The sequence below is a fragment of the Streptomyces sp. Ru71 genome (assembly GCF_002920535.1).
Classification (GTDB): Bacteria; Actinomycetota; Actinomycetes; order Streptomycetales; family Streptomycetaceae; genus Streptomyces.
Genome location: NZ_PQSS01000057.1, coordinates 1 through 19,373, shown reverse-complemented (window position 1 = coordinate 19,373; position 19,373 = coordinate 1). Strand labels below are relative to the sequence as shown.

At 69.0% G+C, this 19,373-nt stretch carries 15 protein-coding genes; 5 read left to right on the top strand and 10 right to left on the bottom strand.

The features are described from left to right. The 5 genes from iolE to C3489_RS27120 form a co-directional block, all read right to left on the bottom strand. A complete protein-coding gene (gene iolE / locus C3489_RS27140) occupies nucleotides 1-915 on the bottom strand; it encodes a myo-inosose-2 dehydratase (protein WP_181139862.1) in 915 nt (304 codons plus the stop codon). Then, entirely contained in the window at nucleotides 912-1,436 is a 525-nt protein-coding gene (locus tag C3489_RS27135) for a hypothetical protein (protein ID WP_103784708.1), read from the bottom strand. The genes iolE and C3489_RS27135 overlap by 4 nt, the downstream gene beginning before the upstream one ends. Then, nucleotides 1,433-2,545, bottom strand: a complete 1,113-nt coding sequence (locus C3489_RS27130; RefSeq protein WP_103784707.1) for a ferritin-like protein — start codon at nucleotides 2,543-2,545, stop codon at nucleotides 1,433-1,435. The genes C3489_RS27135 and C3489_RS27130 overlap by 4 nt, the downstream gene beginning before the upstream one ends. After that, nucleotides 2,542-4,470, bottom strand: coding sequence for a GMC family oxidoreductase (locus tag C3489_RS27125; protein WP_103784706.1), 1,929 nt, complete (start codon nucleotides 4,468-4,470; stop codon nucleotides 2,542-2,544). Before C3489_RS27125 ends, C3489_RS27130 begins: the two co-directional genes overlap by 4 nt. Nucleotides 4,471-4,545: 75 nt before the next feature. Continuing rightward, nucleotides 4,546-5,832, bottom strand: coding sequence for a glycoside hydrolase family 15 protein (locus C3489_RS27120; protein ID WP_219821983.1), 1,287 nt, complete (start codon nucleotides 5,830-5,832; stop codon nucleotides 4,546-4,548). A gap of 893 nt (nucleotides 5,833-6,725) precedes the next feature. Between C3489_RS27120 and C3489_RS27115 the strand changes: the two genes are divergently transcribed. Together C3489_RS27115 and C3489_RS27110 are read left to right on the top strand one after the other, a co-directional pair. Then, nucleotides 6,726-10,382, top strand: a complete 3,657-nt coding sequence (locus C3489_RS27115; RefSeq protein WP_103784704.1) for an ATP-binding protein — start codon at nucleotides 6,726-6,728, stop codon at nucleotides 10,380-10,382. Between the two features lie 33 nt (nucleotides 10,383-10,415). Continuing rightward, on the top strand, nucleotides 10,416-12,254 hold the full coding sequence (locus C3489_RS27110; RefSeq protein ID WP_103784703.1) for a glycoside hydrolase family 15 protein: 1,839 nt from the start codon (nucleotides 10,416-10,418) through the stop codon (nucleotides 12,252-12,254). Between the two features lie 41 nt (nucleotides 12,255-12,295). On the opposite strand, the gene C3489_RS27105 is transcribed toward C3489_RS27110, so the two are convergent. After that, nucleotides 12,296-13,075, bottom strand: coding sequence for a methyltransferase domain-containing protein (locus tag C3489_RS27105; protein WP_103784702.1), 780 nt, complete (start codon nucleotides 13,073-13,075; stop codon nucleotides 12,296-12,298). A gap of 28 nt (nucleotides 13,076-13,103) precedes the next feature. Between C3489_RS27105 and C3489_RS27100 the strand changes: the two genes are divergently transcribed. Together C3489_RS27100 and C3489_RS27095 are read left to right on the top strand one after the other, a co-directional pair. Continuing rightward, complete coding sequence (locus C3489_RS27100) at nucleotides 13,104-13,541, top strand: MerR family transcriptional regulator (protein ID WP_103784727.1); 438 nt, start codon at nucleotides 13,104-13,106, stop codon at nucleotides 13,539-13,541. 45 nt (nucleotides 13,542-13,586) lie between these two features. After that, nucleotides 13,587-15,095, top strand: coding sequence for a DUF4246 domain-containing protein (locus tag C3489_RS27095; RefSeq protein ID WP_103784701.1), 1,509 nt, complete (start codon nucleotides 13,587-13,589; stop codon nucleotides 15,093-15,095). A gap of 37 nt (nucleotides 15,096-15,132) precedes the next feature. On the opposite strand, the gene C3489_RS27090 is transcribed toward C3489_RS27095, so the two are convergent. After that, entirely contained in the window at nucleotides 15,133-15,930 is a 798-nt protein-coding gene (locus C3489_RS27090; RefSeq protein ID WP_103784700.1) for a maleylpyruvate isomerase family mycothiol-dependent enzyme, read from the bottom strand. 29 nt (nucleotides 15,931-15,959) lie between these two features. Next, the gene (locus C3489_RS27085; protein WP_258054960.1) at nucleotides 15,960-17,456 is read right to left on the bottom strand and encodes an MFS transporter; all 1,497 of its coding nucleotides are present in this window, start codon (nucleotides 17,454-17,456) and stop codon (nucleotides 15,960-15,962) included. Between the two features lie 137 nt (nucleotides 17,457-17,593). Here C3489_RS27085 and C3489_RS27080 point away from each other — a divergent pair, with 137 nt between their 5' ends. Further along, complete coding sequence (locus tag C3489_RS27080) at nucleotides 17,594-18,037, top strand: MarR family winged helix-turn-helix transcriptional regulator (protein WP_103784699.1); 444 nt, start codon at nucleotides 17,594-17,596, stop codon at nucleotides 18,035-18,037. A gap of 95 nt (nucleotides 18,038-18,132) precedes the next feature. Here the strand turns inward: C3489_RS27080 and C3489_RS27075 are convergent, their stop codons facing one another. Together C3489_RS27075 and C3489_RS27070 are read right to left on the bottom strand one after the other, a co-directional pair. Beyond that, on the bottom strand, nucleotides 18,133-18,906 hold the full coding sequence (locus C3489_RS27075; protein WP_103784698.1) for an SDR family oxidoreductase: 774 nt from the start codon (nucleotides 18,904-18,906) through the stop codon (nucleotides 18,133-18,135). After that, nucleotides 18,903-19,373 (bottom strand): NADP-dependent oxidoreductase (locus C3489_RS27070; protein ID WP_146075353.1); only part of this gene is annotated, 471 nt, incomplete at its 5' end. The genes C3489_RS27075 and C3489_RS27070, both read right to left, overlap by 4 nt.

The following is a 19,373-nucleotide window of genomic DNA, read 5'->3' as shown; positions in this document are numbered from 1 at the left end:
TCACCAGCCCAGGACGTCGGCGAGGTAGGCACGTGCGTGCTTGGCGTACTCCAGCGGGACGGCCTTGTTCGGGTCCTGCTCCGCCTCCACGACCAGCCACCCCTGGTAGTGCGCGTCGGCCAGCGTTTCGAGGATGGGCCGGAAGTCGATCGCGCCGTCTCCGGGGACGGTGAAGACGCCGAGCTCGATGGCCTCCTGGAACGACAGGCCTTCTTCCCGCACCCGGCTCACGACCTCGGGCCGGATGCTCTTCAGGTGGACGTGCCCGATGCGGTCGGCGTAGGCCCGCGCCACGTCCAGCGGATCGTCGCCGGCGAAGGCCATGTGGCCGGTGTCGAGCAGCAGGTGGACCAGGTCCGGATCGGTCGAGGCCATCAGCCGGTCGACGTCGGCCCGGGTCATGACGCCGGTGCCCATGTGGTGGTGATAGCTGAGCTTCATCCCGGCCGAGCCGGCGATCTTGCCCAGCTCGTCCAGGCCCGAGGTCAAGGCGTCCCACTGGGCGTCGGTGAAGACCGGGCGGTTGGCGAACACGTCCACGGGCAGCAGGTGCGAGGAAGCGCCGAACTCGGCCACGACCAGCTCGTTCCCGCCCAGCGCCTTGACATGGGCGAGCGTCTCCTCGAACGCGGCGATGGTCCTCTGCCGCATCTTGCCGATCGTGAAGTACGTGCTCGTCCAGGGCTCGGACACACTCAGGCCGCGCAGATCGAGGGCGGCCTTGAGCTCGGCGGCGTCCGAGGGGTACTTGTGCCCGATGCTGCAGCCCTGGAAGCCGGCGAGCGCCATCTCGCTCACGGCCTGGCCGAAGGTGATGCCGGCGTCGATGGTGGGGAAGTCGTCGTTCCACCACAGGGTGCAGCAGACGCCGAGCTTCACCTTGTCCGGGCTGAGGCGGTCAGCCAGATCCCTCATCTCGTCACCCCTTTCAGGTAGCGCTCCGGGATGCGGGGTGGCTTAGCCCAGGAGCCGTATCCGGGTGCCTTGGCGCCTGGCGGATTGGCCCCGATGGCCCGCCACACCAGCCCCTCCTGGTAGGAGGCCGCGGTGACCGTCGAGGTGCCCACCGCCGTGTCGGCCCCGTAGCGGTCGGTCCACTCCGGTGGCAGCGCGTACCACATCCCGGCGTACCAGAGCTTGATCACACCGCGGGCCACCGGGCCGAGCCGGTCGTCGCTGAAGATCCGGTGGCGCAGGGCCCGGTCGAACAGGTCCCGGTCGAGCGGGCTGCGGGCATTGCTGCGGGCTGTACCGGCCGCGTCGGCCCGGGCCGCCCGGTGGGCGTCCAGGAGAGCGGTGACGACCTCGTCGCCGCAGGCGGCCCGTACTTTCGCCAGGTAGTGGTGGGCCATGCCGGTGCCGAGGAGATCGGTCTCCTCGAAGGCGGTGAGGTCGGCCGACAGGAGCAGGAACTTCTCGAACGACGGGGCCGTCATCGTGTCACCGCCTGGGCTGTCTCGCCGGCCCGCGGTGCGGTCTGCGGGCCGGACCCGGCCGCGGCCGGAATCTCGAAGGTGGGAGCGGCGTGCAGGCCGCCACTGCCCGGCAGGGGGTTGCACACCAGCCGGTTGAATCCGTCGCGCAGGCGGAACATCGCGCAGACGGCGTCCTGCAAGAGGCTCGGCCGCCCGTCGAACGCCCCGGTGAGCAGGGCGAGAAGCGCCGCGTATTCGGCGTTGAAGTCCTGGGCGACCCTGGCCAGTTCCGATCCCGCCGGATAGTCGGCCAGCCGGGCGCTCACCTTGACGTTGTACACGTCGTCCCAGGAGATGCTCAGCTTGGGCCCCGAAGGCGCGTCGGGCTCGTCGCCCCGCTGGTAGTAGCGCCCGAACTGCAGCTGCCGGAACCGGTAGTAGTGGGCCAGCTCCCCCTCGGCGTCGTAGATGCCCGAATCGAGACCCTCGCCCTGGGCGGCGATGAAGCGGAGCGCCCGCTGGGCCGAGTCCAGGTCGGTGACGATGATCACCTCTCCGCCGCCGGAGTAGAAGTACTCGGGCCCCACCTGCCGCTCCGGGTTCCCGCGGAAGAGCGTGGGGTCGTCGGCCGCGACCTGTGCGAGACCTTCGATGATCTCCTCGTAGAACTCGCCGATGCTGTAGAAGCGCATCCCCTCGACGGTGGGGCTGGAGACCAGGAGCGGAGAGCGGCCGTCCGATGTCTGCACCAGCCGTGCGTCGGCGGTGGGGGCCTTGCCCGGCCGCTCGATCTTGCAGAAGGTCTCGACCGCCTCGTGGGAGAAGGGCCGCAGGTCGACGGTGAAGTCGTCCTCTCCGTCCGGCAGGTAGGCCGGATAGGACGGCACGAAGCCGGGGCGGGTCAGGTCGGGTTTCGCGTCGATGGCGTTCAGCACGTTGGCGACGAGGGTCAGGTGCAGCATCTCCTCCACCACGGCCACCCGGATGATGTGGGCGGCGTCGGAGTTGGTGGTGGAGCGTATGGAGTAGTACGCGGTCAGGTACGGCGGAAGCGTCGCGTGCTCCAGCGCCAAGGCCGCGTCCAGGTAGCGGACCAGGTCGTCTCGGTTCTTGATGGTGGACTCGGTCACCGGGCCACCTCCCCTGTGGTCGGCGCCGCGTGGCGCCGGTCGAAGGTCACGTTGATCGGTGCGGACTCGGAGTCGAGCTGGGCCAGCATGGCCCGGACGCTGCGCAGGCACAGGGCGGCGACGGTGAGCGTCACGTTCGAGGTGCCCACGGTGGGCATGCTTCCCCCGCCGACCATGTACAGGTTCTGGTGGTCCCAGCACCGCTGATCGGCGTCGACCACCGAGGTCGCCGGGTCACCGCCCATCACATGGGTGCCCGCCAGGTGATTGCCCCCGCGGATCTCGTACCCCTCGCCGTCGTGGACGATGTAGCCCCAGAAGTTCGGGTTGTACACGGTGTGGTCCTCGGCTCCCAGCCGGGCGAAGATCCGTCTCGACAGCTGCCGGGCGTACGCCACCCCGCGCATCGTGTACTCGGGGATGTCGTAGGTGAGGACGGGCCGCATGTTCCCCAGCTGGTCGGTGAAGTCCGGGTTCACGGTGATCCGGTTGCTCGGGTTGGCGGGGACCTCGACCATGAAGGCCAGCTGGAGCTGGCGGGACACCCGGTCCACCAGGCCCTGGCGCAGGGACTCGCCGTAGCGGCCACCGGCGTCCACCAGTTCCATGATGTCGGTCATCGGCGCACCGCGGCACCAGCCCCAGCCGTCGTTGTGGATGTCGACGGTGAACGCCGCCTGGTGGCTGCGGAAGCGGCCGCCGCGCAGATCGGTGATGCCGCCCGTGCAGTTCGTGCCGCGGAAGGTGCCGGCCACCTCCGGCAGCCGGGCCCACGCCAGCAGATAGGCGTGGTCCATGAAGTTGCGCCCCATCTGGCCGCTGGAGCTGCGCAGCCCGGAGGCCAGCATCAGCCGGGGGTTCTCCACCGCGTTGGCGGCCAGGACGAACAGCCGGCCGCGGGCTCTCATCGTGGTGAAGCCGGGGCTGTCGGGCCGGTCGTAGCGGCGGTACTCGATCTCGGTCACCCGGCCCGTCTCCTCGTCGATGTGCACCTTGTGCGCCACCGCCTGGCCCACCAGGTCGACCCTGCCGCTCTGCAGGGCCACGGCGAGCGTTTTGCCTGCGTTGTACTTGGCCTGCACCGGGCAGAGGGGCACGCAGTTGTTGTTGCCCTGGCACCGCTCGCCGACCTCGACCTGGTACGCGCTCACCGCCCCTTGCGGCACGAAGCCCTTCCCGCCGTCGTAGGCCGGGTTCGGTATCCCGTTCCGGCCCTGTGGGAACGGCCGGATCCGCAGCTGCCGCTGCTCCCCGTCGAGTTCGACCGGCATGCCGTCGACGTCCTTGGCGACCATTCGGTCCAGGTAGGACAGGGGCAGTCCCTTCATGGGGAACACATAGCCCTCGTCGAAGGTGATCCCGAGGTAGGCCTGGTCCTCCACGTCGGCGGAGACGCCGATCTCGCGTTCGGCCTCGTTGTAGTACGGGACGAGGTCCTCGTAGGTGAGCGGCCAGTCCGCCCCCTCGCCGTAGAGCGTCCGCATCCGGAAGTCCTCGGGCAGCATCCGCAGCGTCTTGCCCTCCCAGTGCATGGTGGTGCCGCCGAGGACGCGCGTATAGGTGGTGTCGGTGGCGAAGGGCCCGCTCTGGACGATGTACGACGAGGCGTCGGGCCGGCCCGGGGTGATGGGGCGTGCGTCGGTGCCGCGGGGCATCGGGGCGTTGGGGATGGCCGGGTAGGGGGCCTGGTTGTCCTTGCTGATGGCCGAGTAGAACCGGTTGAGGTAGTCCTCGTAGCCCCTGAGCGTGAGGTCCTGGGCCGGGCCCGCTTCGAGGATCAGCACTCTTCTGCCGGCCTGGCTCAGCCGCAGGGCGATCAGGGCGCCGGAGATCCCGCCGCCGACGATGACGGCGTCGTAGAGGACGTCCGCCGCCGCCACGGGGTCGGTGCGCTTCGCCGCTCCTTCGGGGAACTTCGCGTACATGAGGCAGTCACTCCTCCTCTGCCAGGCGCAGCCGGGAGCGGCCTGGCGGCCGGGATTCGGGTCGGCAGGCCACGGTCACACCGCCTCGGCCCGGGCTCGCATGGCGGACAGACAGGCGGCGTAGCTCCACGTCAGGTTGCGGACACTGCGCTGGTAGCCGGTGGTGCCGTCGAACTGCTCGGAGAGCTCCAAGTGGTCGCTGTGGTGGATGACGGCCATCACCATGGCGTCACCGGTGGCTGTCAGGGCGGCGGCTGCTGCCGCCGGGGGCGTCGACGTGTCGATGCCCGACTGGGCGAAGAACGGCGCGGACAGGTTGTCCCGGGGGACGCTGTTGCCCGCCTTGATCTCGGCGGCCAGCCGGTAGTGCAGCTCGGCGACGTTGCATGTGGACAGGGCCCAGGGGTGGCCGCCGCGTACGGGGTGCGCGGTGTCACCGTCGTAGGAGTCTTCCGGGTAGCGGCCGAACATCGGCCCGATACCGAACTGGTCCTTGTCCGACTTGTTGATCGGGTAGAACGCGGTGCCGCCCTCTTCCCACTGCGACCGCAGCTGGGCCGCGGTGGCCAGCAGGCCGGTGTCGGTGACGGGCAGGGCGCCGTAGAGGGCCGCCTGGACGATGTCGATGTTGGGGTCGTATCCGCTGACGACGGGGTTCTGGGGCGAGGGCCGGGCTCCGCCACCGGGGTCGGCCAGCACGCTGACGTACCTGTTCCCGTCCCAGTGTTCTGCGAGGGCCTGGCGCAGCCAGTCGACGGCGGGCCGCAGCCCGGCCGGCTTGTCGATGCCGGCGACGGTCGAGGCCTGGATCTCCTCGAAGCAGCGCAGCTGTGCGGAGCGGGCGAAGAAGCTGTACCCGCTGTGCTCCTCCCACAGGTTCGTGGTGGGGCCTTCGTAGACGCCGAGGAGGTAGGCCACGTTCGCGTTCACCAGGTCGACCGCCTGCTTCCGCGTGGCGACGTCGAGCTGGTCGTAGGCGGCCAGGATGGTGATCGTCTGCAGGGCCGGGCCGTCGTTCTGCTCGGACCACGGGCGGGGTTCGCCGGAGATCTCGAAGCAGGCGTGCCCCTTGGTCAGCGGCGGCTGGGCGTTGGAGTGGCACAGGTCGGCGAACTGCACGTAGTCGTTGAGCGTCTGCACCGTGCCGCCCGGGCGCACGGGCATGCCGGCCTTCGCCACCTCCATGGCCGCGACGGCCCCGTCGCGCACCCAGTGGAAGACGTAGTCCTGGTCGATGCCGGGGGTCGAGGCCGGGAAGGAGGGGGCGGCGATGATGCAGCCCGGCTTCGAGTCGCGGGAGACGTCGCCCGGCGACCGGGGATCGCTGAAGACGAAGCCGTCGCTCGCGATGTTCCGGAACATGAGGGCAAACATGATCGGCACGAACGACCGCAGGTCGACCGCTCCCGGGGCCAGGGAGATCTGGACGCTCGCCCGTGCCCGGGGAGCACTCGCCCGCGCTCGGGGAGCGTCGGCCGGCCGGTCGGACCGGGCGCGCACATGGGGCGTGGTGGACTGGGGCATTTCCGGACTCCGTCACCCTGCGAGCGGATCCATCGGATCCGGTCGTCGGTCGGTGTCCCGGTCACATGGATGGAAAGGGCGGGAATCGAGTGCGTCCATGGCTCCACCACGGGTACGTGGGATTTCCGGCGTGAGCATCAGCAAGCCGGATGGACGGCGCGCAGAAAAGCGCAGATATTTCTGGGATTCGTTTGGTCCAGCGAGTCGGTCGCCGCCGGCAACGCCTGGCGCGCAGACCACTGCCGCATCACCAACGATACGCGGGAACCCTCAAGATCGCCGAGTGAGCCGCGGACGACTTCTCGTGAGCCTCGCGCGCGGCGGGCCGGCAGTTTGCGCCGGCAGTCATGGGGCGCCGCGACCGGAGGAGTCACAGCGCACCTGAATGAGCATCAGGAGCCGAGAGGGGGCCTGAATCGACATCAGAATGGTTGAATTCCTCCCCATTTTCCGGGCGGTGCCGGAGGCCGTCTGCGCCGGTCCGGCGGAGATGTTGCGGTCCACTCCACGAGTGCTTTCATGGAGACGAAGGCATACGTGCGAGCAGATTTCGCGAGGCAGATGCCCTCGACACGGGGCGGCGACATCGCGCAGTGGCAGCGTGGAGCCGGGAGCGCGCAGGTGATGCGCGGCTCCGCCGGTACCGATCTCGCTGGTCTCCATTCGCGCCGGCACTCGACTGTCCGTACGACGTCCCGCCAGTAATGTGCAGCGCGGAGGGATCGGACCTCATGCCCACGAAGGTGATTCGCCACCCGGAAGGAAAGGCGCGGCCGCACAGCGCCCCCTGGTACACCTTGTATCCCAGGCGGTGGTGGTCCCGGATCTCACGGGCAATGGGAAGAAGGTGGCGCAAGCTCCGCACCGAAAGGGAGGCGCGCAGAAGTATCGTCCCCAATCGGAACTGGCGCCCCTGGCGGCTCTCCCTCGGCCCTCTGCTGCGCGCATACGCGCTTGTCGGGACGGTTCTGCTTTTCCTGTGGGTAGGCCTGGCCATTTATGATTTCTATTACCTGAAGGATGACGAAACCTCGAAGGAAAGCGAGGCATCAGCGCTCCACAAAGTGCTCGCTTCCGTGTGGTTCGACGCCGTCAACCATATCGTGGGCCCTGTTCTGACGGGTTCCCTGCTGCTGGCATTCTTTCTTCTCTACTGGTACCACAAGACCAAGAAGCCGCTCGTCGACAAGGCGCGCACGCAACCGCATGCCCTGGTCCCCACAGCCGGAACCCTCGTCAACCGGATCGTCGGTCGGCGCGAACTGTCCCAGGTGATAGCCCAGACACTCCGCAACCGGAAGACCCGGAAGCCTTATCTCCTGGTAGGCGGCGTGGGCGTCGGCAAAACGGCGGTTCTGGTGGAACTCACCCGGATGCTCGCACAGCAGGCCGCCGTGCCCGTGCCCATCAGTCTGCGCGACATGAAATCCGACGGTGAACTCGACTTCGAGGAAATGGCCCGGCGCCGCTTCCAGGACGAAGCGGACCAGGGAGTGCTCGCCGGCACCAACATCGACAAGACGTGGCGGCAGCTCAGGCTCGACGACAAGGCCGTCGTCATCGCCGACGGCCTGGAAGAGGCCCTCCTCGACGAGAAGTACCAGGAGGACCGCGACAACATCATCCGGCGGGCGATCGACCGGGCAGACCGCCAGAAGCTGCCCCTGGTGATCGCCTCGCGCCCGCACGCACCACTGGAGGGCACCCGGGCCGCGATCGCCGAGATGGAGCCGCTGAGCGAGGAAGCGGCCCTGGAATACCTGATACACAAGCGCGGTGAACTGGACGAGCGCCGCCTCGACTGGGTGGTGGAGACCGCCAATGTCGTGGATTCGCCGATCTATCTGCGGATCGCCCGTCTGCTGCAGCAGTGCGGGCTGCTGGAGCATCTCACCCTCCGCGACGAGAACGACCGACTGGACACACGCAGCAACGACTGCTCCGCTCTCAGGCTCGGGCTGCTGAACACCTACCGTCAGGCCATCGAAGACGGCCGCATATTCGACAAGGTGGTGATGGACCGCACGGAACGCCGGGAGACCTTGTGGGTCGTGTCGGCGCTGGCCTGCCTGGGCCTGCTGCAGGACAGCATCGAGGTGAAGTTCGACGACTTCGTCAGCGCACACGTGGACGATCTTCGAAGGCGCAAGAAAACGCGGAGTGTTCGTGAGGAACCGCAGGAAAGTGGCCAGCAGTACGGGGCCCGGCTCACCGTTTCCTCGACGCAGCGCGACGCGGTGTGGGGCGTGTTGCGTCGCATGGTCGGCGGCAGGTCGGCGCCCTGGCTCAACGTCCTGGACTACCCCAACGAGTGCCGGACGGAGCTGGCGAGGTACACCGCCAACGGACAGCTCCTCGGCCTGGTCTACGGCTGCCAGAACAAGGTCCGGTTCCCGCACAGCATCCTCCAGGCGTATCTGGGCTATCGCCTGCTGAGGGAGGTGAAGGACGAGGAGCTCGCCGCGGTCGTCGAACCGGCGCTGCACAGCCCGGGTCCGTCCCGGGAACTGCTCATCGCCCTGGTCCTGCTCTCACGTCACCGGGCAGATCTCCTCACCACCCGGTCGGGCAACGGTGCGCACACGCCTCCTCCTGACCGGAGCAGCAGCGGAGAAACGGCGCCGAAGCTCGCCGCGATGCTCAGAAAGGCCGCGGAGAACCGGCACGACGCGAAGTACTTCGACCTGTACGCCGCGGCGCTGGAGATCGACTGTGTCGATCCGGAGCCGATACAGGACGACCTGGCCGAAGACCTCGACACACAATGGGCGCAGCTCGACATAAGAGGCGATCAGCGGACCATCGAGGATGCGAAGCTGAGGTTGGTGCGGCGCTTCGGAGCCGCTCTGCGTGAACGGAGCCGGCGCAGCAGCGGGACTCGTCCCCTTCCCTACAAGCGCCTGTTCCAGATCGGTACCCATGAGCCTTCTCATCCTGTCCGGATCGCCATCGCACATCAGATAGCCGCCGGCGGCGACGTGGCCTTCCAGGCCCTGCGCACGGAATTCCCCCTCGGCACCGATCCCATCGCCCAGTACCTGGGGAAGATCGACGAGGCCAAGAAGAAGCTCGACCACGACTACACCGCTTGGCTCAACGAAGTGGACGCGAACCCCGCCGCCGATCCGGAGGCGGCGGAGGAAAGACAGCGGGCCCATGACCGGATCGTGGAGGAGTACGAGCACAGCCGCACCACCTGGTGGCGCCACTTCGCCCTGCGGGCCTGGCTCGTTCCCATGATCGTCGGGTCCGTCTCCGAGAAGTACCGTGACGAGGCCAAGGAACGGCTGGACCTCTGGTTGCAGAACCTGACCACCGCAGCCGGCCGGGAGCACCCGCTCATGCCGCTCTCCTTGGAGAACGCTCTGGCCCAGGGCTTCAAGAACGCGGCCAACCGCAGGAGACGGCATCCGGACGCCTACGAGGAGACCCGGGCCTACCTGGTGAAACAGGCGGAGCGGATGCTCACCTGCAGTCGCTACTGGTACGCGCAGCTGTCTCTGCTCCATGCGCTGTGTCTGTGGGAGCTCCCCGACACCCTGGGAGGCGCAGGCGCGTTCGGCGCCGCGAACGGGCAGCGGCGCGGTTCCGCACCACCTGACCACAAGGCGAGGGCGGACGGCGACGTGTCGGCCGACGGTCCCGTGGAGCCCATGCAGTCGGTCACCCGATGGATCGCGATGGCGGGCAGCGCACACGAGACCCCGGCCGGCGTCGGCGCCGTACACGAGGGCCATGCCGAAAAGATCCTCCACCCGTTCGTCGCCGAGGCCGGCGATCTGGTGACCCTGGCCCTGGAGACAGGACATCCCGAGCGGTTCATCTGGATCGACGAGAACGGAGCCATCGCCAACGTCGGCTCCACCCCGGCCGATCCGGACCGTTACCGCAAGCACAACCTGTGGATCGCGCCGTCCGTCGGCTGGAGCATCCTGCACCCACGAGCGCAACGCCTGCTGGCCGACGTACTGATCATGCTCAATCTCACCGAGGGCGACGGGACCCCGGACGACATCGAGGAGCGTCTGAAACTCGCCAACCGGGACGACCTCCCGCACTGTCTCACCCACGACCGCACGCGGCTGCACCCGGAACGCAATGTCGGCCGGGCCGAAAGGGACGAAACCCGCACCACCTGCCAGTCCCCGTGCGAGTTCCGTCTGTGCCCCTATCCCCCGCAGGCCGGGAACGCGCGGACGGAGATGGCGGAGCTGTTCTGCCGGCAGCAACAGGCGTTGCTGCACAGCCGCTTCCGCTGGCACCTGCCGGCCGTCAGCCGGCACACCGCGCCCTGGGTGAGCATCCCCGTCAGGGAGCTGGACTCCTTCTGGGAGGAGATGGCCAACCGGAACCGCAAGACCACCGAAGAGGACGAACACCTCCTGTGAGGGACACGATCTCACGCCGAAAGGGGCGCCCCGATGGACGGTTACCCACTGATAGAGAACCACGGTCTCATCGGTGATCTGCAGACCGCGGCGCTGGTGACCACCGAGGGCGTGGTCGACTGGTTCTGCTCGCCGCGGTTCGACTCGCCGAGTGTCTTCGGGGCACTGCTGGACAAGGAGAAGGGCGGGCACTGCACGGTCCGGCCGGCGCACCGGACCCATTCGACCAAGCAGTTGTACCTGCCCGACACGGCGGTTCTGGTGACCCGGTTCATGACCGAGGCCGGCGCCGGCGAGGTGGTCGACTTCATGCCCGTGACCGGCACGACGGTCACCTCCAGCCACCAGCTGGTGCGGCTGGTCCGCTGTGTGCGCGGCACCATGACGTTCGAGGTGGAGATCGCGCCGCGGTTCGACTACGGACGCAGGAAGCACGAGTTGAAGATCACCGGGCACGGAGCGGTCTTCGTCGCGGAGGACGGCACGGAACTCACCGTGCACCCCATCCGTGAACCGGAGGACGAGCGGCTCATCGACGTACTCACGGACCAGGGGGCCGACCTGCACCTGACGCTGACGCTGCAGGCCGGTCAGCAGCGTGGCCTCATCCTGGAGATGGGCGCCGAGGGGCCACCCGCCGAGGTCCGCCTGGACGCCTATGAACGGCTCTTCGACGAGACCGCGGGGTTCTGGCGCACGTGGCTGGCGCAGTCGCGCTACACCGGACGCTGGCGTGAGATGGTCGAGCGTTCCGCGATCACGCTGAAGCTCATGACCTTCGCGCCCAGCGGCGCCATCGTGGCCGCCCCGACGACGGCTCTCCCGGAGCAACTGGGCGGCGGACGCAACTGGGACTACCGCTTCACCTGGATCCGTGACGCCTCCTTCTCCGTGTACGCGCTGCTGGGCCTGGGCTTCACGGAGGAGGCCCGGGCGTTCAACTCCTGGCTGAGCGACCGGGTCAAGGAGCGGGCCGGCAGCGGCGGGGGCACGGGCCCGCTCAACATCATGTACAAGGTCGACGGCTCGTCCGACCTGGACGAGCAGCTCCTGGACCACTGGGAGGGCTATGCGGGCTCCCGGCCGGTACGGATCGGCAACGGCGCGGCGACGCAGCTCCAGCTGGACATCTACGGCGAGGCGCTGGACAGCATGTACTTCGCGCACGAGCACGGATTCCAGGTCGGGTACAAGGGATGGACCTCGATGCGGGAGAACCTGGACTGGCTGGCCGACCACTGGGACCAGGCGGACGAGGGGATCTGGGAGACCCGCGGCGGGGCCCAGAACTTCACCTACGGCCGGGTCATGTCGTGGGTGGCGTTCGACCGCGCGCTGCGTCTGGCGCAGTCGAAGGGCTGGCCGTCGGCGTCCGGACGGTGGCAGACCGAGCGGGACGCCGTCTACGAACAGGTCATGGCCAAGGGCTGGAGCGAGAAACAGCAGGCCTTCGTCCAGCACTACGGCAGTGACGTACTGGACTCCTCGCTGCTGCGCATGGCGACGGTCGGGTTCCTCAGTCCCGAGGATCCGATCTGGGCCTCGACCCTGGACGCCATCGAGCGGGAACTGGTCAGCGACAGCCTCGTCTACCGCTACAACCCGGAGGCCTCGCCCGACGGCCTGCGCGGCTCGGAGGGCACCTTCTCGCTGTGCACGTTCATGTACGTCGACGCCCTCGCCCGGGCGGGGCGGACGGAGAAGGCACGGCTGGTGTTCGAGAAGATGATGGGGTACGCCAACCATCTGGGCCTGTACTCCGAGGAGATCGACCCGACGGGCCGCCAGCTGGGCAACTTCCCGCAGGCGTTCACGCACCTCGCCCTCATCGACGCGACCATCACCCTCAACAACGCGCTCGACGGCCGGTGACCCGGTCCCGGGTCATCCGGCCGCCCGGCGCGACACAGGCATCACTGGCGATTGCGCGGAAGGGTCGCCGACGCGATGAAGAAGGGCAGGGCCAGGAAGAGCCGGTCGGTCCTGGCCCGCGCCCGCTGCTCCGACACCCAGTCGCCGGCCTGCTCCTGTGTGACCGCTCCCGCGGAGCGCGCCTTCTCGGCCAGACCCAGCAGCATGGGGAGCACGGATTCCCCCGTGAACACGCCGGTACGCACGTCGACGGTCACGTCGTGGAAGCCGCCGTCGAGCAGGAGGTTGCGGTAGCGGCGGGCCGCACGGGGGGCGGGGATCAGACCGGCCCGTCCGTGGACGATGGCGCGGGTCAGTACCGGGTCGTCGGAGTCGATGACGAAGGAGTCCCAGTCCTGACCGAGCAGGACGATCCGCCCGCCTGGCACCAGGACCCGGCGTGTCTCAGCCAACGCGCGCTGCGGCTCGGCCAGTTCATGGAACACCTTGTCGGCCCGGTAGCCGGCCACCGCCCGGTCCTCCAGCGGAAGGGGGTACGCCCCTGCCCTGCGGAAGTCCGCTGCGGGCCACCGGCCGCGGGCGACCGCGAGCATCCCCTCGTCGGGATCCACCCCTATGGCGTGCACCCCGAGCCCGCCCAGTTCCGCCACCGCCCGCCCGGACCCGCATCCGACATCGACCACGGCGTCTCCCGCCCCGACCCGCAACAAGTCGTACGAGTGAACCCGCAGTTCCTTCGCACCCGGCATCCGGTCAGCGGCATCGAGCAGCGTGATGAGCGGGTCGGTCGGGCCGCTTTTGCGCTCCGTCTCCTTGGCCATGACCGTCAGGCTGCGACTTAATGTCGGCATGAAGTCAAGCGAGCGCGCCGCAGCTGCGAGCGGCGCACAGACGACGACCATCGGAGCTCTGGCGGAGTACTTCGGTCTGGCCACCCACGTGCTGCGTCACTGGGAGGGGGTGGGCCTGCTGACCCCCCGGCGGGACACGGCCGGCCGGCGGCGCTACAGCGCCGAGGACTTCACCCGCGTTGCCGTCATCCTGCGCGCCAAGGAAGCGGGCCTGTCCCTGGCGACCATCCGTGATCTGGCTGCGACAGCCGATGCACGCAGACGGCGCGACACCCTGAAGGCCGAGGCTGCCGCGCTGCGTGCGCGCATCGCGGCAGCCCAGGCCTCTCTCGAACTGATCGAGTGTGCCCTCGGCTGCGACCACGACGACCTCACCCGGTGCGCCCACTTCCGGCAGCTGGTGGCGGAGCCCACGGCTGCGTTGTCAGTGGGCTGACGTATCGTTCCCGCCACCGCACACCGACTGGGAGGAACACAAGAGTTGACCGGCCTGTCTGCTTTCCCGCTGCCTTTTCACGCCTCCCGTTCCCCGTCGTTCGCGAAACCCCGAACGCTGCGGGAACTGGAGATGATGGAGTGCAGCTCGCACCTTCGGGCGAAGCCTGGGTGGTTCGACAAGATGAACGATGCCGGCATCGTCGCCAGGTGGACGCAAGAAGCGATGGACCAGGGCCTCACCGCGGCGCAGGTCGGCTACGTGCTTGCCGAACTCGCGCACTACGCGGCGCTGCGGGACGGGCGAACCGGCATCGAGGTGTCCGCCGTCGACGGGGTGTGGCAGTCGGACACGCTGGTCGACGACAAGCTCAGATCCCGGCTGCGCGAGGCGGTCCGGGTTCTGGAACAGGTCCCCGACACGGAGAAGGACTGGCATCCCGGATCCCACGGCCAGGTACTGGACCTGGTTCATCCCTCACTGTTCTGCCTGGTGAGAGACGTGAGCGGCGCACCCGAGCGGGCCTGGCGGAACCCGACGGACCGCTACTCGAAGTACGAGTTCTCGGAGAAGTTCCAGTGGCTGCCCACGGATGTGGACGTCAGTGACGAGGGCGAAGTGACCTTCCGTTCGTACGTCAACAACGTCCACCCCGAGACTCATCACGAACTGGCCCGCGTGCTGCCGGACTTGTTCGCGCGCTTCCTCCCCCTGTGGGAGAACGTGCTCACCGATCTGCGCCATCCGCGGCCCCTGCGGATCGAGGCCGACCCTTACGGCTGGTACGACTCGGAGCCGGAGTATCCGGACAAGTCCTCCTACAGCGACGACGAGGCCCACGCGGAAGCCGTCCGCGCATGGGAGGAGGCCCAGGACGAGTGGTGGGAGAACCGCCGGCCGGTCGTCCCGGACGCCCCCGTCTTCACCCCGCCCGAGGTGCCCGACGAAACCGCCCGAGTCGACCTGCGCGGCCGCCGTCTCCAGGTCATCGTCAAGCTCGCCACCATTCATCTCACCCCGGACAAGCCCGAGTACCCCGGCGGTTCCTGGCATGTCGAGGGGATGCTGAACGAGCGGATCGTCTCGACCGGCATCTACTACTGGGACAGTGAGAACATCACCGAGAGCCGGCTGAGTTTCCGAGCGGCACTCGACGACCCGGACTACGAACAGAACGACGACAACGGTGTGCGTGAGGTCTACGGCCTGGAGAACGAGGACGCGCTGAACCAGGTGCTGGGCTCGGCGTCGACCCCGGCGGGCCGCTGCCTGGCGTTCCCCAACATCCTGCAACACCGCGTCGGATCGTTCCGCCTCAAGGACCCCACCCGTCCGGGCCATCGCAAGATCCTCGCGTTCTTCCTGGTCGACCCGTCGGAACAGATAGTCTCGACATCCGACGTGCCGCCCCAGCAGCCGTGGTCCGCCACCTCGACCATGACGCTCGAACAGGCCAGGGCCTACCGCGAAGAGCTCATGCAGGAGCGCAAGTTCTTCGTCGACGAACACAACGAGCAGCTCTACGAGCGGGAGTTCTCCCTCTGCGAGCACTGACGGTCCGCCCGGCACCGACGGTCCGCGCGCCAGCCGTTCAGAAGGCGGAGTGGGCGAACCAGTGGGTCAGCAGGTCCTCGTCCCCCTCGTGAGCGAGGGCCTGCGCCCGGTAGGGCAGGCGGCCGTAGACGAGCAGGAGCAGGTCGGCCGCGGTTCCGCGGACGGTCGCGTCGGCGGTGTCCTCGGCCGCGCCGGCCGCGTCCAGGCCGAAGCCGTCGGGCCGCAGGCGAACGAGCCAGGCGTCGTCGCCGTCGGTCGTGCGGAAGCGGATGGTCCTGTCGGGGCCGCGCAGCTCGGCCACCTTGGGGGCGAAGGGGGTGGCGAAGGGCAGGTTGACGAGGAACTCGTCGATCCCGTCGACGGCGAGGGAACGGTCGATCGCGGGCCGCAGGCCGAGGGCGAGCTCGGCGTCGGCCCGGTGCAGCAGCGTCTCGAAGAGCATGCGACGGGCCCAGAAGCGGGCGTGCTGGTCGACGCCCCACGCCCACATCGGCAGGTCCGGGTCGGTGGCCGCGAAGGCCTCCGCGGCCACGGTCGCGCTCTCGGCGAGCCAGTCGGGGTATCCGTCCTCCCGCTCCGGCAGCCGCAGGTCCACCTCGCGCGTGCGCGGGGGCTCCTGGATCCGCGACCGCAGCAGGACCGAGAACCAGCGCTGGACGCTGCCGGTGTGCCTGACCAGGTCGGCCAGTGTCCAGCCGGGGCAGCTGGGCACCGCGGTGGTCAGGTCGGCGTCGCTGATGGTGGCGACGAACCGTGCGGTCTCCGCCGCGACCGCCGCGCGGTGATCGACCTGCGGGACGGCGGAAGCCTGGTGGGTGGGGTCGGACGTGTTCATGTGAGCTGCCTTTCCGGATCGGTGCGGGGTCAGCGGGACGGCTGGTCGAGAACGGCCCGGGAACGGCCTTCGGCGGCCTTCCGCAGGACCGGCGTACGAGGCGCGTGCGCCCGCTTGATGCCGACGAGCGAGACGGCGACCACCAGGCCGAAGGCCACGCCGGCGAGCGCGAAGCCGAGCGTGAACTGGCTCTCCTGGGGCAGTGCGGGCATGCCGTCCGGCAGCGGGATGGTCTTCGACGCCAGCAGCGTGGTGATCACCGCGCTGGCGACGGCGCTGCCGACCGAGCGGGAGATGGAGTTGATGCCGTTGGCGATGCCGGACTGGTGGGCGGGAACGCTCGCCACGATGAGGGCGGGCATGGCGGCGTAACCGAAGCTGATCGCGAGACCGATGACCATGCCCGCGCCGATCACGGAGGCGGACGTGTCGTGGGCCACCGTCAGCCAGGTGAAGCCGACCACGCCGAAGCAGGCCCCGGCGGCGAGGGTGACGCGCGCGCCGAGCCGGCGCACCAGCACACCGCCGAACTGCGAGCCGACCAGCGAGACGAGGGTGGTCGGAAGCAGATACACGACGGACGCTCCGAGCACGGAGGCGCCGAAGCCGTAGCCGGCGATGTCCTCGGGCATCTGGACGAGGTAGGAGACGCCGATGAACTGGGCGAACATCGCGAAGCCCAGCAACAGCCCGGCCAGGTTGGTGAACAGGACGGGCCGGTGGGTGAACATCTTCATGTCCACCATGGGTTCCTCGACCCGGCTCTCGGTCATGACCCACACCGCTGCCATGACGACCGCCCCGGCGAAGGAGCCGAGGGTGCGGCCGGACGTCCATCCCCACTCGTGCCCCTGCGAGACGGGCAGGAGCAGCAGCACCAGCAGCGCTCCCAGGGTGAGCGCGCCCAGCCAGTCCGTCCGCCCTCCCGTGGCCTCACGGGAAGCGGGCACCGCGAACCACACGCCCACCAGCGCCACCACCGCGAGCGCCACCGCGAGCCAGAAGACCCGGTGGTAGTCGGGGTCGGCGCCCCGGGTCAGGAGCCCCGCGCCGACCAGCGCGAGCCCGCTGCCGAACGCGAGGGTGCCACTGACCAGGGCCATGGCACCGGGCAGCTTCGCCGGCTGGATCTCCTCGCGCAGGACGGAGAGGGCGAGCGGAAAGATCGCGGTCGCCGCTCCCTGCATCACCCGGCCGACGATCAGCCAGGTCAGCGAGGTGGTCGTGGCGGCGAGCACCGAGCCGGCGACCATCACGAGCAGAACGCCGACCAGGGTGCCCTTCTTGCCGTGCTGGTCGCCGAAGCGGCCGAGCAGCGGGGTGAAGACGGCGGCCGACAGAAGCGTCGCGGTGGTCACCCAGCTGACGTTCGCCGTGGTGGCCCGCAGATCGTTCTGGATGATGCCCAGGATCGGCACGACCAGCGTCTGCATCATCGAGACGACCATCGCGGCGAGCCCCAGGGTGAGGACCAGCACGCTGTCCGGTGCGCGCCTCCGGCCCGCCGTGCGCAGTGCTTGTGACACGACTTCTCTTCCTTGGTGAGTGAAACTTCAGAACCTCGAAGCTTGAGGAACTCGAAGCTTGAGAACTTCAAGCAATTGGCGAGACCGTAGCCAGCAATATTTGAGATCGTCAAGTTTTCCGGCGTAGGGTGACGCGCATGACAGCACTCCCCCGCGTCGACTCCGCCCGGCTCATGGAGCTGCTCTCGGCGTCACTGGCCGCCTACTACGGCGACTTCACGACGGCCGCCGCCGGCGAGAACCTCACGGCCAGCCAGGGCAAGACACTCAATGTGCTGCGCCGGGGGCCTGCCTCGATGAGCACCCTGGCCACCACGCTGACGTGCGACGCCTCCAACATGACCGGGATCGTCGACCGGCTGGAGAAGCGGGGCCTGGTGCGCCGGGAACCGAGCGCCTCCGATCGGCGCGTCAAGAACGTCGTCCTCACGGCGGAGGGCGAGCGGGTCATCGACGTGATCCGCGGCAACATGCACCACACGCTCGCGGGTCTGGACAGACTGGACGAACAGGAGCGGCACACCCTGGGCGCCCTGCTGGAGCGCGTCTTCGGGACGCGGCCCATCGCCACCCGCCCCTGAGCAGGGGCTCGCCGGAAACGGCCGCGGCCGGGCAGCTCACCGAAGAGGGCGAGCCGCCCGGCACGTCATGGCCAGGTTTTCTCGATGTACGGCGCTCAGACGAGGGCGGGCTTGCCCGGGCCGGGCACGTTACGGAAACGGAAGGGCTCCGGGTCGCGGCCGGGCTGGATGAACCAGCACTCCCCCGTGCCGTTCCCGGTGACGATCCGCAGCACCGTCTCCGCCACCAGCTCGGCCGGGATGACCGGCAGCCCCTGCGCGGAGAGCATGCCGCGCAGGTGGTCGATGATGCGCGACTCGGCGAACCCCGGGCAGACCGCGTTGAAGCGCACGTTGTCCGGCGCGAGGGCCGGGCCGAGGGAGCGGGCTAGGCCCACGACCGCGTGCTTGTTGGCCGCGTACAGCGGATCGAGCGGCACCGCCGCCAGGCCCGCCAGGGACGCGGTCGCCACGATCGAGCCTCCGCCGCGCGCCCGCAGCGCGGGCAGCACCGCGTGGGTGCCGAAGACCACGCCGTCCAGGTTGGCGCCCATCGCCCGCCGGTAGCGCGCCAGGTCGAAGTCGTCGCCGACGCCGCATCCGGTCGCCACGCCGGCGTTGAGGAACGCGATGTCGACACCGCCGTACTGCTCCTGGGCGAAGTCCACCAGCGCACGGTTTGCGTCCAGGTCGGAGACGTCGCAGGCCCGGAAGTGGCCGTCGATCATCTCGGCCACCTCGCGGCCGCCCTGCGCGTCGAGGTCCGCGACCACCACGCGCGCCCCCGCCTTCGCCAGCGCCAGCGCCGTGGCCCGGCCCAGTCCGCTGGCGCCGCCGGTGACGATCGCCACCTTGTCCCGGAGTCCGCCTGTGCTGTCGGCGGCCGTCATGACAGCTCCAGGACGAGCTTGCCGACGTTCTCGCCGCGGAAGAGCATCTGCAGCGTCTCGGGGAAGTCGTCCACGGTGCCCCGCACCACATGCTCCTTCACCTTGATGCGGCCGGCACCGATCCAGCCGGAGATCTCCTGTGCGGCCTCGGCGTAGCGCTTGGCGTAGTCGAAGACGACGAAGCCCTCCATGCGGGCGCGGCGCACCAGCAGCGAGAGGTAGTTGGAGGGGCCCTTGACCGGGGTGGCGTTGTTGTACTGGCTGATCGCGCCGCAGACCACGACGCGCGCGTGCATCGCCAGCCGGGTCAGGGCGGCGTCGAGGATGTCGCCGCCCACGTTGTCGAAGTAGACGTCGATGCCGTCGGGAGCGTGCTGCCGCAGCGCCTTCCTGACGTCCTCGGCGCGGTAGTCGATCGCCGCGTCGAAGCCGAGTTCACCGGTGAGCAGGGCGCACTTCTCCGGTCC